The 12,967-nt window shown below is 69.3% G+C and carries 13 protein-coding genes; 5 read left to right on the top strand and 8 right to left on the bottom strand.

Annotated elements, in window-relative coordinates; all coding sequences use genetic code 11:
* Positions 1–41: 41 nt before the first annotated feature.
* On the bottom strand, positions 42–509 hold the full coding sequence (locus AB0M35_RS03325; protein ID WP_363740886.1) for a MarR family winged helix-turn-helix transcriptional regulator: 468 nt from the start codon (positions 507–509) through the stop codon (positions 42–44).
* 84 nt (positions 510–593) lie between these two features.
* Between AB0M35_RS03325 and AB0M35_RS03320 the strand changes: the two genes are divergently transcribed.
* From AB0M35_RS03320 to AB0M35_RS03305, 4 genes are all read left to right on the top strand, one after another.
* On the top strand, positions 594–1,520 hold the full coding sequence (locus AB0M35_RS03320; protein WP_363740883.1) for an SDR family NAD(P)-dependent oxidoreductase: 927 nt from the start codon (positions 594–596) through the stop codon (positions 1,518–1,520).
* A gap of 37 nt (positions 1,521–1,557) precedes the next feature.
* On the top strand, positions 1,558–2,439 hold the full coding sequence (locus AB0M35_RS03315; RefSeq protein WP_363740881.1) for an amidohydrolase family protein: 882 nt from the start codon (positions 1,558–1,560) through the stop codon (positions 2,437–2,439).
* Between the two features lie 17 nt (positions 2,440–2,456).
* On the top strand, positions 2,457–2,909 hold the full coding sequence (locus tag AB0M35_RS03310) for a MaoC family dehydratase (protein WP_363740879.1): 453 nt from the start codon (positions 2,457–2,459) through the stop codon (positions 2,907–2,909).
* A 91-nt stretch (positions 2,910–3,000) separates the two neighbouring features.
* On the top strand, positions 3,001–4,527 hold the full coding sequence (locus tag AB0M35_RS03305) for a long-chain fatty acid--CoA ligase (RefSeq protein WP_363740877.1): 1,527 nt from the start codon (positions 3,001–3,003) through the stop codon (positions 4,525–4,527).
* Here the strand turns inward: AB0M35_RS03305 and AB0M35_RS03300 are convergent.
* The 5 genes from AB0M35_RS03300 to AB0M35_RS03280 all read right to left on the bottom strand — a co-directional run bounded on the left by AB0M35_RS03300 (position 4,451) and on the right by AB0M35_RS03280 (position 8,853).
* Complete coding sequence (locus AB0M35_RS03300; protein ID WP_363740875.1) at positions 4,451–5,338, bottom strand: PaaX family transcriptional regulator C-terminal domain-containing protein; 888 nt, start codon at positions 5,336–5,338, stop codon at positions 4,451–4,453. The genes AB0M35_RS03305 and AB0M35_RS03300 overlap by 77 nt on opposite strands.
* Positions 5,339–5,379: 41 nt before the next feature.
* Positions 5,380–6,192: an ABC transporter ATP-binding protein gene (locus tag AB0M35_RS03295; RefSeq protein WP_363740873.1), complete on the bottom strand. Its 813-nt coding sequence runs from the start codon at positions 6,190–6,192 to the stop codon at positions 5,380–5,382.
* Positions 6,185–7,009: an ABC transporter permease gene (locus AB0M35_RS03290; protein WP_363740871.1), complete on the bottom strand. Its 825-nt coding sequence runs from the start codon at positions 7,007–7,009 to the stop codon at positions 6,185–6,187. Before AB0M35_RS03290 ends, AB0M35_RS03295 begins: the two co-directional genes overlap by 8 nt.
* Complete coding sequence (locus AB0M35_RS03285) at positions 7,006–7,806, bottom strand: ABC transporter permease (protein ID WP_363740869.1); 801 nt, start codon at positions 7,804–7,806, stop codon at positions 7,006–7,008. The genes AB0M35_RS03290 and AB0M35_RS03285 overlap by 4 nt, the downstream gene beginning before the upstream one ends.
* 72 nt (positions 7,807–7,878) lie before the next feature.
* A complete protein-coding gene (locus AB0M35_RS03280) occupies positions 7,879–8,853 on the bottom strand; it encodes an ABC transporter substrate-binding protein (RefSeq protein WP_363740867.1) in 975 nt (324 codons plus the stop codon).
* Between the two features lie 452 nt (positions 8,854–9,305).
* Here AB0M35_RS03280 and AB0M35_RS03275 point away from each other — a divergent pair, with 452 nt between their 5' ends.
* Positions 9,306–10,694, top strand: a complete 1,389-nt coding sequence (locus AB0M35_RS03275) for an RICIN domain-containing protein (RefSeq protein WP_363740865.1) — start codon at positions 9,306–9,308, stop codon at positions 10,692–10,694.
* Between the two features lie 106 nt (positions 10,695–10,800).
* Here the strand turns inward: AB0M35_RS03275 and AB0M35_RS03270 are convergent, their stop codons facing one another.
* Together AB0M35_RS03270 and AB0M35_RS03265 are read right to left on the bottom strand one after the other, a co-directional pair.
* Positions 10,801–11,763 (bottom strand): aldo/keto reductase, encoded by a 963-nt coding sequence (locus AB0M35_RS03270; protein ID WP_363740863.1) that lies wholly within the window; start codon positions 11,761–11,763, stop codon positions 10,801–10,803.
* Between the two features lie 40 nt (positions 11,764–11,803).
* Complete coding sequence (locus AB0M35_RS03265; protein ID WP_363740861.1) at positions 11,804–12,952, bottom strand: glycosyltransferase family 4 protein; 1,149 nt, start codon at positions 12,950–12,952, stop codon at positions 11,804–11,806.
* Between the last annotated feature and the right edge of the window lie 15 nt (positions 12,953–12,967).

Here is a 12,967-nt window from a genome sequence, read left to right as displayed (position 1 = left end):
ATGACCGGGTGGCGCCACGACGGCGCCGCCCGGTCGCGGTGTCAGTCGGGGAAGGCCAGCAGCCGCAGCAGTTGGGCCAGCCGTTCATGGTCCTCCGGTGTCACGGCGGCCAGCAGGCCCAGTTCCACGGCCCGCGCGGATTCCTGGGCGCGGGCGAACAGGGCCCGGCCGGCGTCGGTGGCGACGAGGACGTTCGCGCGGCGATCCGCGGGGTCGGTCTGGCGCTCGACGAGTTGGCGTTTCTCCAGCCCGTCGACCAGCGCCACGACCTGACTCGGATCCAGCCGCAGGAACTCGGCGAGTTCCCGCTGGGTGGGACGGACGTCGTCGGCGGCCAGCGCTAGCACGGAGTAGGAGCGGGCCTTGAGCCCGTGCTCCGCGAGGGCCGCGTTGGCCGCCGCGAGGGTGAGGGCGTTGGCGCGGGCCAGCAGGAAGCTCAGGTCCCCGGCGAGCACGCTGTCCCGCAGCCGGTCGCGTCCGGTCGGCCGGGTCTTTCCGATAGGGGACATGACGACGATGGTAGCAAGCTTAACAAATAATTGACTTTTTCAACGATTCGTGCTCAGATCGGCATCGGACACAAAGGAGCACCTATGTCATTGGACGGCAAAGTCGCGATCGTCACCGGATCCGGTCGGGGTCTCGGCCTCGCCTACGCCAAGGAGCTGGCCCGCCGAGGGGCGTCCGTCGTGGTCAACGACGTCGACGCCACGGTCACGGCCGACGCGGTCGCGGCGATCCAGGCGTCCGGCGGGCGGGCCGTCGCGGTGACCGCACCGGTCGGTCCTACCGAGACGGCGAAACAACTGGTCAACACCGCGGTCGAACAGTTCGGGCGACTGGACATCCTGGTCACCAACGCGGGCGTGCTGCGCGACACCGTGCTGTGGAAGATGAGTGACGACGACTTCGACACGGTGATCAACGTGCACCTGCGCGGCACCTTCACCACCGTGCGCGAGTCGGTGCTGCACATGCGGCAGGCCGGCGAGGGCGGCCGGATCATCTGCATCGGCTCGCCCACCGGGCAACGGGGCAACTTCGGCCAGACCAACTACGCCGCCGCCAAGGCGGGCATCGTGGGCATGGTCCGCACCTGGGCGCTGGAACTCAAACGGGCCGGCATCACCGCCAACACCGTCGTACCGGTCGCGGCGACCGCCATGACCGCCACCGTGCCCTACTTCGCCGCTGCGGTGCAGGCCGAGGCGAACGGCGAGCCGATGCCCGCGTTCTTCCGCCACGACCTCGGCTTCGGCACGGCCGATGACGTGGCCGGGCTGATCGCCTTCCTCGGCTCCGACGCGGCAGCCTCGGTGACCGGCCAGGTGATCGGCGTCGGCGGCGACCGGCTCCAGATCTGGACCCACCCCGAGGCGGCGCTGTCCGCCTACCGTGCGGGCGGCTGGAGCTACGACGCGCTGGTGCAGGCCTGGCCGAAGGAGTTCGCCGAAGCCGTGCAGAGTGTCGGTGAACGCTTCCCCGAGCTCCCCGAGGAGTTCAAGCCCGCAGCCTCCTGACCTGCCTGACGCGATCCGCCTGACGAAGGTGCCCCTCATGTACCAGCCCGCGATCGACCTCGACGCCGTCATGGCGATCGACATGCACGTCCACATCGAGGTCGACGACCACGGTCACGCCTCGCTGCCCGAGCCACTCGTGGCGGCGGTGTCGAAGTACTTCCGGACCGACGGGCCGCGACCCGCGGTCGACGCGGTGGCGCAGTACTACCGCGAGCGCAACATGGCCGCCGTCGTCTTCACCGTCGACGCCCGTACGCAGCTCAAGCACCCGCCGCTGTCCAGCACCGACATCGCCCGCGCCGCGGCCGAGCACGCCGACGTGCTGATCCCCTTCGGCTCGGTCGACCCGCGTACCGGCGAAGCGGCGCTCGAACTCGCCGCCCGGCTGGTCGAGGACGAGGGTGTACGCGGCTTCAAGTTCCACCCCACCGTGCAGGGGTTCGACCCGAGCCAGGAGCAGTACGCGCCGCTGTGGGCGCTCATCGAGCGGGCGGGTGTGCCCGTCATCTTCCACACCGGACAGACCGGCATCGGCGCGGGCACGCCGGGCGGCTACGGTCTGCGGCTCGGGCTGTCCAACCCGATGCTGCTCGACCCGATCGCCGCCGACTTCCCGAACTTGCAGATCATCATGGCCCACCCCTCGGTGCCGTGGCAGGACGAGGCGTTGTCGGTGGCCATGCACAAGCACAACACCTGGATCGACCTGTCCGGTTGGAGCCCGAAGTACTTCCCGGCCGAGTTGGTGCGCTACGCCAACTCGATGCTCAAGCACCGGGTGCTCTTCGGCACCGACTATCCACTGATCACCCCCGACCGCTGGCTGCGCGATGTGGCGGCCACCGACCTCAGGCCCGACGTGCTCCCGGGCATCCTCAAGGACAACGCGGCCCGGCTGCTGCGCCTCGCCCGGTGACGACGAGAGGAACCGCCATGACCACCACCATCGCCTACGACCAGCTCGCCGACCTCGCCGGCACCGACCTCGGTTGCACCGAGTACCGGACGGTCACCCAGGACCAGGTGAACCTGTTCGCCGACGCCACCGACGACCACCAGTGGATCCACGTCGACCCGGAGCGGGCCAGGACCGGCCCGTTCGGCGCCCCGGTCGCGCACGGTTTCCTCACCCTCTCGCTGGCCGTTCCGTTCTGGACCGAACTGCTGGAGGTCAAGGGGGTGACCACCAAGGTGAACTACGGCCTGGACAAGGTGCGCTTCCCGGCACCGGTCACGGTCGGCTCGCGGGTACGCATGCGGGCCACCATCGCCGAGGTCGCCGAGGTCCGGGGCGGCTACCAGATCGCCGTCGACCAGACGATCGAGATCGAGGGTGGCACCAAGCCCGCGGTCGTCGCCCGAGGGCTCTACCGCTTCTACGCCTGAACCACCGCGCTTGCACGCTTCACGCCTGGACCCGGCAGGGCGTCAGTCGGGCCCAGGTGCGCACACCACCTCCACCACCAGGAGACTGATGATGCACCAGCACGGAATCGGCGTCTGGATGGCCAAGCGCCGGCTCAAGTCCCCCGACAAGGTCGCCCTCGTCCACGGCGACGGGTCGACGCTGACGTACGCCCAGCTCGCCGACGCCACCGACCGCATCTCGGCGGTGCTGGCACAGCGGGGCGTCGGCAAGGGCGACACCGTCGCCTACCTGGGTGAGAACAGCCCCGAGTTCCTCCAGGTGATGTTCGGCGCGGCGCAGTTGGGTGCCGTCTTCGTACCGGTCAACACCCGGCTCGCACCGCCCGAGATCGCCCATGTCCTGACCGACTGCGGTGCCCGGGTGCTGATCCACGACCCCGAGTTCGGGTCGCGGGTGACCGTCGCCGTGGCGGCCGCGCGGCCGCCGCACGTCGTGGTCACCGGCGAGGGCAGCGCCGACCGGCCGGGGCTCGCGAGACTGGCCCGTACCACGGTCGCCGACCCCGTCGGCCACGCCGACACCGGCCACCAGGACCCGGCGGCGATCATCTACACCTCCGGCACCACCGGCCGCGCCAAGGGCGCCGTGCTGACCCACGGCAATCTCACCTGGGTCGCCCTCAACTGCGTGGTCGACTACGACGTCGTCTCGACCGACGTGGCGCTGATGATCTCGCCGCTGTTCCACGTCGCCTCGCTCGGCATGGGCGCCCTTCCGGTCATCCTCAAGGGCGCCACGATGGTCCTGGAGAAGGGCTTCGAGCCGGGACGCGCGCTGGCGCAGATCGAACGGCACGGCGTCACGATGCTCAGCGGGGTGCCCACCACCTATCAGCTGATGGCCGATCATCCCGCCTGGGCCACCACCGACCTGTCGACACTGGCGAAGCTAACCTGCGGAGGCTCGGCGGTGCCGCCCCGCATCCTCAACGCGTACGAGGCACGGGGGCTGTCGTTCTCGCAGGGTTACGGCATGACCGAGGCCTCACCGGGGGCCACCTCGCTGCCGCCGGACATGACCCGCGCCAAGCAGGGCAGCGTCGGTCTGCCGCACTTCTTCACCGACGTCCGGATCACCGACGCGACCGGGGAGCCGGCGCCCACCGGCACCGTCGGGGAAATCGAGATCACCGGGCCGAACGTCTTCCCCGGCTATCACGGGCTGCCCGAGGTGACCGGCGACGCGTTCACCCCGGACGGGTGGTTCCGCTCGGGTGACCTCGGCTACCTGGATTCCGACGGCTACCTCTACATCTCCGGCCGCCTCAAAGACATGATCATCTCCGGTGGCGAGAACATCTACCCACCCGAGATCGAGCAACTGCTCGGCGAGCTGGACGGGGTGACCGGCGCGGCGGTCATCGGCGTGCCCGACGAGCGCTGGGGCGAGGTGCCGTGGGCGATCGTGACGATCCGCGAGGGGGCTGCGGTGGACGTCGACACCGTGCGGACGCACCTGGACGGCAGGCTGGCGCGCTACAAGCTGCCGAAGAACGTGGTCATCGTGGACGACTTGCCGCGGACCGCCTCGGGGAAGGTGCGGAAGGCGGACCTGCGAGCCCGGTTCGGCGCCTGACCGTCGGGCTGGCCGCGACGAGTTCGGCGAACTCCGCGGCGGACGCCTCGGCCAGCTTCTCGTGCATCCGGCGGTAGGTTTCCGCCGACCGGGTGGCTGGCCACTGCGCGTCCATGAACTCGGCCGGCAGCCGGGGGTCGGCGCGCAGCAGCGCGAGCCAGTCCGCCACCAACATCGTCCGTACGGTCAGGGCGCTCGGCGCCAGCGCCACGGCGGCGGGGTCGTCCCAGACCTCGATGAAGGCGAGGTGTTCACGCCGGATCGCCTCGATGTCCCAGGCGGCGCGCACACTCTCGCCGATCGGGAACCCGTCCAGTTCCCGAGCGTGAAAGGCGATCACGGCGTGCGGTGGGAGGTCCTGCCGCAGCGGTTCCAACGACCCGGCGAGGTCGACCTCGCCGGGCGCCAGCCACAGCCCGTCGCGGATCGGCGCGAAGCCCTCCCAGGTCAGGGTGGAGCGCAGCCGGTGCCGCAGCATCCGTTGGCCCTCGGGGATCGAGAAGGTGACCAGGGTCCACCCGTGGCCCTGCGGGTCGAACGGCCGGGGACCACGGACCCGGTCCGTCGCCTCGCGCAGCACCGCCGCACCGTGCTCGGTGAGTGAGAACAGGATCTCCCGGCCGTTCCTGGCCCGGCCGAGGATGCCGCTGCGCACCAGGCGATCGAGGGTCGCGCGGGTGGCCGGCGCGGCGACGCCCGCCCCCTCCAGCACGCCGATCAGCGCGCTGGCCCGGATCGGCCCGGTGGCAGCATCGACCACATGCTCACCGAAGAAGGCGAGCAGCAGTTGCTTCGGCTGACGACTACGCACAGCCCTCCCTTTCGGCGATTCCGTCGTCGTGGCAGCAGCGCTCACCCCATCGGTTGCCAGGTGACAGTCTGCCCACGCTTGGCTCGCTGGATCTGGTCGTAGACGTGGGTCCGCAGTTCCGTGAACCGGGGCAGGGCGCGGGTGGTGATCTGATCGCGCTTGGGCGGCAGATCGATCGCGAGATCCTCTTGTACCCAGGTCGGCGACTTGGACAATACTAGAACGCGTTCTCCCAGGTAAACCGACTCGTCGATGTCGTGGGTGACGAAGAGGATGGACATGTTACGGCTGGCGTGCAGCTCGCGGACGAGGTCCTCCAGGTCTGCCCGGGTCTGCGCGTCGACCGCGGCGAACGGCTCATCCATGATCATCACCTCGGGCTGGTACGCGATGGCCCGCGCGATCGCCACCCGCTGCTGCATACCACCGGAGAGCTGCCACGGGTGACTGCGGGCGGCGTGCCCCAGGCCCACCGCGGTGAGCGCGTCGGTGACCAACTTGTCCCGCTGGGTGCGGGAGAGCTTCTTGTGCCGCAACGGCAGTTCGACGTTGCCGCGCACGGTCAACCACGGGTAGAGACTGCGGCCGTACTCCTGGAACACCACCGCCATGGCCGGACTCGGCCCGGTCACCGGGGCGCCGTCCATCTCCACCACGCCGCTGGTCGGGCGTAGCAGGCCCGCCAGACACTTCAGCAGGGTGGTCTTGCCGCAGCCGGACGGCCCGACGATGCAGACCAGTTCACCGGCGTCCATCGTGAAGCTGATGTCCCCGATCGCCTCGACGTTGCCGGTGGCCGATTCGTAGACCTTGCGCAGATGCTCCACCCGCAGCAGGGTGCTCCGGTCAGGCACGGTTGACCTCCCTGAGTCCGTGGTACCAGCGCAGCACGCGCCGCTCGACGATTCCGAAGACGACGGCGAGGAACACGCCGACGAGACCGAGCAGGAGGATTCCGCTCCACATCTCGGCGATGAGGTAGTTGCGCTGGAAGTAGGCGATGCGATAGCCCAGCCCGGCGGACGAGGCGAACATCTCCGAGATCACCATCAGGATGAGCGCCACCGACAGGCCCTGCCGGACCCCGGCCATGATGCGCGGGCTGGCCGCCGGCAGCACCAGGAACCACAGCCGCTCCCACCAGGTGATCTGGAACGAGTCGGCGGTCTCGGTCATCACGCTGTCGGTGGCCCGTACGCCCTCGATGGTGTTCAGCAGGATCGGCCAGACCGCGCCGGAGACGATGACGACCACCTTCATGGTGTCGGTGATGCCGAGCAGCAGCATGACCACCGGGATCAGCACCGGCGGTGGGATGGCCCGGAAGAACTCCAGCAGCGGTTCGAGCAGTTCGCGCAGCCACTGGACCAGGCCGATGATGGTGCCGGCGGCGATGCCGATCACGATCGACGCGGTGATGCCCAGACCGAGACGGTACAGGCTGGGCAGCACGTCCTCGACGAACGCGGCGCCGACCCAGGTGTCCACGAAGGCGTCGAAGATCGTCAGCGGGTCGGGGAAGAACCGGCTCGTCGACCTCGTCGCCGCCAGGCCCCAGATCACCAGCAGCAGCATCGGCAGCCCGAGCGTGTAGCCGAAGCTCGCCGCGATACGGGAGCCGACGCCCGGCCTGCGCCTCGTGGTGGCGATCCGCTCGGGGTGCTTGATCACCGGGCCTCCTCCCCTCGGATGGACTGGTGCCAGGACAACGTGCGTCGCTCGATGAACCGGAAGACCAGATTGACCAGGAGTCCCAGCAGACCGGTGACCACCACGAAGGCGTACAGGCCGACCGAATCCCCGGCCGATCGGGACAGCTCGATCAGGCGGCCGAGGCCCGGATTGCCGATCACCATCTCCGCGGTGATGGCGAGGATGAGTGCCACCGCCGCAGCGAGCCGCACACCCGTCATCAGGTACGGCAGAGCCGTGGGCAACACCAGGTGCGTCAACTGCTCGCGGCGGGTCAGGCCGAAGCTGCGGGCGGTGTCCCGGGCGACCGCGTCGACGTCGGCCACACCGTAGATCACCTGCACGAACACCTGCCAGAACGACGCGTAGATGATGATGACCAGGGCGGCCTGCATCTGGATGCCGAACATCAGCACGGCCAGCGGAATCAGGGCCACCGACGGGATCGGTCGCAGGAACTCGACCATCGTGTGGGTCGCACGCCGCAGGACCGGCACCAGGCCGACGATCGTGCCGAGGACCACGGCGGCGAACGTGGCCACCGTCAGGCCGATCGCCCAGGACTTCATGGTGGATCCCAGCCGCCGCCAGAACGCGAGGTCGACGGACTCCTCGGACAACCGCGCGAACACGTCCGTCACGTACGGCAGGTACTGCGAATTGATCAGGCCCAGCGTCGGGATCAGCTGCCAGACGACGAGGAATCCGGCCAGGCCGACGATGCCCAGCAGCGCCTTGCGCAACCCGCGCAGGCGTCGGGTGGATGGGACAGCCATGTCACTCCCGTGATCAGACGGCGGCGACGCCCTCCCCGGTCTCGGGCACCGGGGAGGGCGTACGGGCGCCGGCTACTTCTGCTGGATGAGGCGGTCGAGGTTCGGCTGCTTGTCCAGGACGCGGTACTTCTGGGCGAGTTCCGCGAGCGTCTGCAGGCTCGTCCGGTCGAGATCCCAGCCGAACTCGGGCAGCTTCACCGAATCCGCCACCGGCTCCGGCAGTTGCAGGTTGTCCTTGATGGCCTGCCGGACCGCCGTCTCGTTGGCGGAGTCCTGGGCCCACTGGAGCGTCTCCTTCATCGCCGCCGCGAAGTCGTCGACCAGCTTGGCGTCTTTCTCCGTACGCTCCTTGGTGGTGATCGTGGTCAGCGTGGTCAGACCCGGCACGACCGCCTGGTAGGGCGCCACGATGAAGGTGTCACCCCGGCTGCGCAGCTGCGTGACGAACGGCTCCGGCACCCAGGCGGCGTCGATGTTGCCGGCCTCCAGCTGGGCCGGTGCGTCCGGGAAGGCGACCTCGACGAATTTGATGGTGGACGGGTCACCGCCGTCCTTCTCGACCGCCGCCATGATCGTCACGTCGCCGGCCGCGCCCAGGCTGTTCACCGCGACCCGACGGCCCGCCAGCTCGGCCGGCCGGGTGATGCCGGACTTCGCCGAAGCCACCACCGCGTTGATGTCGTCGCCCTCGGCGTACGAGGAGGCGTAGTTGCCGATCATGACGACGCCGAGGTCCTGAAGGTCGGCCCGGAACGGACCGAAGGGCTGGCCGATCGCGAAGTCGATGTCGCCGTTGAGCAACGCCGGAATCGCCTGCGCGCCACCCTGGGCGGGCAGCACCTCCACGCTGAGGCCGCGCTTGGCGAAGATGCCCGCCTTGATGCCGCCCCACAGCGCGGCGGTCTCGGTGATAGGCAGCGCCGCAACCCGGACCTGGCGCAGGTCGCCGTCGGCCGGATCGGACGGGGACGACGCATCGGAATCAGTACATCCGGTGAGGGCGATCGCGGTAGCGGCGATCAACCCGAAAGCGATGACCTTCTTCATTGACGGGGCCCTTCCTGGGCAGGGGTGGTGGGGTGCGTCAGAAATCGGCGGATGCCACGGAGTTGCCGGTGACCTACCACTGTGTGAGAGGTCACGTCACTGTGTTGGCCATGGTCAGTCACCCAGCACCCGAAGTCAAGAAATTCTGACGCCCGTCATGAATAAGTTGAACAATGTGGCCACACCCTCTCGGCCTTGCGGGGCCACCGAGGCTGAGATATGTTAGCGCTCACATCGATGCCCGCTGATCGATCCGGACAGCCGGCGTGCAGCGGTCGTACGCCGGACTTTCAGCGGACGCACCACCGTCGACAGCGCACACACGACCTCGCGTGACGCCCTCGGCGTGCCCGCACCCGTCAACGGCGTGCCGGCGCCACCACCACCGCATGCCGGCACCCGGCAGAACCGCGCGCACCACCCGCACGCGGCCCAATCGAAGGAGTGGATCCATGAAGGTCAAGGAGGAGGCTCGTCCCGCCTCTCCGGCAAGACGTCGCTGGCGCTCAGGGCTCAGCACAGTAATAGCCGGCGTGCTCGCGGCCGGTGGACTCGCCGTGGTGAACGCGGCGCCCGCCTCGGCGGCGACAGTGGACACCAACGCGTGGTACGTGCTGGTCAACCGCAACAGTGGCAAGGCGTTGGACGTGTACAACCTGGCCACCAGCGATGGTGCGCGGATCACGCAGTGGGCGCGTAACAACGGTAATCAGCAGCAGTGGCAGTTCGTCGATTCGGGTGGTGGTTACTACCGGTTGAAGTCGCGGCTGTCCGGCAAGGTGCTCGACGTCTACAACTGGTCGACCGCCAACGGTGGCAGCATCGTGCAGTGGACGGACCACAACGGGACGAACCAGCAGTTCCGGTTGGCCGACTCCGATGGTGGCCACGTCCGGTTGATCAGCCGGCACAGCAACAAGGTGGTGGAGGTGCAGGGCGCCTCGACCGCCGACGGTGGAAACATCGTGCAGTACGACGACTGGAACGGCGCCAACCAGCAGTGGCAGCTCGTCCGCGTCGACGGCGACACCGGCCCACCGTCCGGCGGCGGCACCTCGGGCTGCGGCAAGGCTCCGGGCATCGCGAGCGGCACGCACACCATCACCAGCAACGGCCGGAACCGGAGCTTCATCCTGCGTATCCCGGCCAACTACCAGCAGAACAACCCGTACCGGCTGGTCTTCGGACTGCACTGGTGGGGCGGCACCGCGGTCGACGTGGACACCGGCCAGACCGTGGACCGCAACACCTGGTCCTACTACGGCCTCCAGCGTCTGGCCAACAACAGCACGATCTTCGTCGCACCCCAGGGCATCGACAACGGCTGGGCCAACGTCGGAGGCGAAGACGTCACCTTCATCGACAACGTACGCAACCGGATCGAGTCGGCCCTCTGCGTCAACACCCGGCAACGGTTCTCCATCGGGTTCAGCTACGGCGGCGCGATGAGCTACGCCCTCGCCTGCGCCCGACCGGACGTCTTCCGGGCGGTCGTGGTCCAGTCCGCGCCCCGGGAACTGAGCGGATGCAGTGGCGGCAGCCAACCCGTGGCGTACCTGGGTGTGCACGGCATCGGCGACAACCCGGCCAGCGGACGGTCGATGCGCGACCGGTTCGTCCGGAACAACGGCTGTGCCGCGCAGACCCCCCGCGAACCGGCGGCGGGCAGTCTGACCCACGTGGTCACCAACTACTCCGGCTGCCGGTCCGGGTATCCGGTGGCCTGGGCCGCCTTCGACGGCGGCCACATCGCCGCTCCCCAGGACGGCGCCCCCGGTGACAGTGGAACCCGCACCTGGGTTCCCGCTCTGGCCTGGAACTTCTTCACCCAACTCCAGTGACGCCCTGAGCCAGGCACACCGTGCCGGGCCGCTGACCCACCCGCGCTGGTCAGCGGCCCGTGCCAGGGCACCCGGACCGAGATCGGCCAGAGCCCGACTTCGACGCTCAGGCTCGCAGGTCGAGCAGGGCCTTCCACTCCTCCTCGGTCAGCGGGCCACGGGCCTCAGCGGCGAGGCACTCGGCCAACTCGGTGCGGTTCTTCACGCCGAGCACCACGGTCGCCACGCCGGACACGCTCAGGGCGTATCGGTGGGCCAACGAGGCGGGTGACTCACCCAACTCGGCGGCGAGCACGCGGAACCGTTCCGCCCGAGCGAAGTCGACCATGACCGGGGAGTCCTCGTCCGCGGACCGGTCGATCCCCTCGGTGAGCGCCCCCGCCGCGACGGCGCGAATCGCGATCACCGATACGCCGTCGTCGACCGCGGCCTGGCGGATCTCGTCGTTGCGGGGTTCGGCCGACGAGCCGAGCAGCCACATGTCGCCACTGAGGTCGAGGGCGTTCACCACCGCCTGGACCGCGTCCGGGCGCGGCTGCTGGCGCATGGCGTCGATCACGGTCTGCGGGTGGCCGACACCGGTCAGCCCCCAGGCCCGGATCTTGCCCTCGTCGCGCAGCCGTTCGAAGGTCGGCACCACCTGGTCGAGGTACAGATCCCAGCCCAGCGTCCGGGGCTTGGGGCCGGTCCAACCGTGCGGATGCAGTTGGGAGTGGAGCAGGAAGAGATCCAGGTGCTCGCGGCCGAGTCGATCCAGGGTCGCGTGCAGGCTGCGGACCATCTTCTCCGGAAGATCACCACCGTCCTGTTCGGGCAGTTCGATCTTGCTGGTGATGAGGACGTCGGAGGCCGGCATGGCGCGCAGCGCGGCGCCGGCGACGTTCTCGGCCGCATAGCCGTCACCATAGGTCGGTGCCAAATCGAGCATCGTGACGCCGCCGTCGATGGCCGCCTGCACGGTCGCCACCGCCTCAGCGTGATCGGTCGCCCCCCAGACGCCGCCGATCCCGCCACCGCCCAGGGTGAGCGCGCTGACGGTGCCGAGACGACCGAAATCCCTGCTCTGCATGCATACCTCCGCGACGCTACGTTGCCGTCATCCTAGTGGGTCACATCGATGCGTTGAGCCGTGCCCCGTGGGCCCGGAACAGCGCCGCGTACCGGTCGAGGCAGCCCTGGACACTGAACTCCTCGATGGCCCGCTTGGCACCCTCGTGCCGGGTGGCGGCGTCCCAGCCGAGCACGTCCAGCAGCGCCGCGCGCAGCTCGACCGGGTCGCGCGGCTGGACGATCTTTCCCATCCCGGTCGCCAGGACCGGGTACCGTCCGCCGGGCAGGTCCGTGGTGACCGACGGGATTCCGCACATCATCGCCTCGGCCTGCGCGATGCCGAAGGACTCCGCGATGGATGGCAGGGCGAACGCGTCGATGGAGGCGTAGAAGTCGTTGATCTCCTGGCCGCGCAGCAGCCCGAGGATCCGGATCCGAGGGTCCCGTTCGGCGGCGGCCCGGATCCGGTCGATCACGCTTCCGCCCGCGACGGTCAGGTAGTCGCCACCGAGCAGCAGCCGCGCCTCGGGATCGGTGATCTCGGCGAACGCAGCGACCAGGTAGTCCAGTCCCTTGTCCGGCACGATCCGGCCGAGGAAACCGATGTGCGGGCCCTCGGTCTCCCGGTATGTCGCCTCGCCACCGCGCCGGTCCAGGCAGGGGGCCGGAATCGCGGAACGCCGGCTGGACCGCAGGATCGGCCAGAGTTCCGAGTACTGCGCCTGGTCGTCGCTGTTGACGACGACGGCGTCCGAGCGACGCAACGTGATCCGCGACGACACCCGCACCGCCGCCATCGCCGCCCTGGTCACGATGGTGGGCGGCAGCCAGAGATCGATGTGGTACGTGCTGACCACCGGCACCCGCAGCGGCAGCGCGGTGATCAGCGCCCCCTCCAACATCGGCAGGTGCAGGTTGACCACCTGCGAACGTCGGGCGATCCGGCGTACCAGGGCGGGAAAGCCGGGACTGACCGGGCCTCGGCTGACGGAGGCGACCACCGGGCTGCGGTAGACGTCGACGCCGTTGCGGCTCTCCCGCAGCGGAAGCGCCGGGTCGTGCCGGACGGCGACGACCGCCACCCGCCAGCCCCGCGCGGCGAGACCTTCGGCGAGCACCCGGGCCACCTCGGTCAACCCGCTGACGTAGGGCGAGTAGTAGTTGACCGCGACACAGAGGTCGTATTCACGAGAGTCTTTGCTGCTCACGGGGCTTCTCCAGGG

The organism is Micromonospora sp. NPDC051196, from assembly GCF_040682415.1.
GTDB lineage: Bacteria > Actinomycetota > Actinomycetes > Mycobacteriales > Micromonosporaceae > Micromonospora.
This window is presented reverse-complemented; position numbering and strand designations above follow the sequence as displayed.

Coding starts and splice junctions, on each gene's coding strand:
- AB0M35_RS03325 (WP_363740886.1), bottom strand. CDS start 509: ATGTCCCCTATCGGAAAGACCCGGCCGACCGGACGCGACCGGCTGCGG.
- AB0M35_RS03320 (WP_363740883.1), top strand. CDS start 594: ATGTCATTGGACGGCAAAGTCGCGATCGTCACCGGATCCGGTCGGGGT.
- AB0M35_RS03315 (WP_363740881.1), top strand. CDS start 1,558: ATGTACCAGCCCGCGATCGACCTCGACGCCGTCATGGCGATCGACATG.
- AB0M35_RS03310 (WP_363740879.1), top strand. CDS start 2,457: ATGACCACCACCATCGCCTACGACCAGCTCGCCGACCTCGCCGGCACC.
- AB0M35_RS03305 (WP_363740877.1), top strand. CDS start 3,001: ATGCACCAGCACGGAATCGGCGTCTGGATGGCCAAGCGCCGGCTCAAG.
- AB0M35_RS03285 (WP_363740869.1), bottom strand. CDS start 7,806: ATGGCTGTCCCATCCACCCGACGCCTGCGCGGGTTGCGCAAGGCGCTG.
- AB0M35_RS03280 (WP_363740867.1), bottom strand. CDS start 8,853: ATGAAGAAGGTCATCGCTTTCGGGTTGATCGCCGCTACCGCGATCGCC.
- AB0M35_RS03275 (WP_363740865.1), top strand. CDS start 9,306: ATGAAGGTCAAGGAGGAGGCTCGTCCCGCCTCTCCGGCAAGACGTCGC.
- AB0M35_RS03270 (WP_363740863.1), bottom strand. CDS start 11,763: ATGCAGAGCAGGGATTTCGGTCGTCTCGGCACCGTCAGCGCGCTCACC.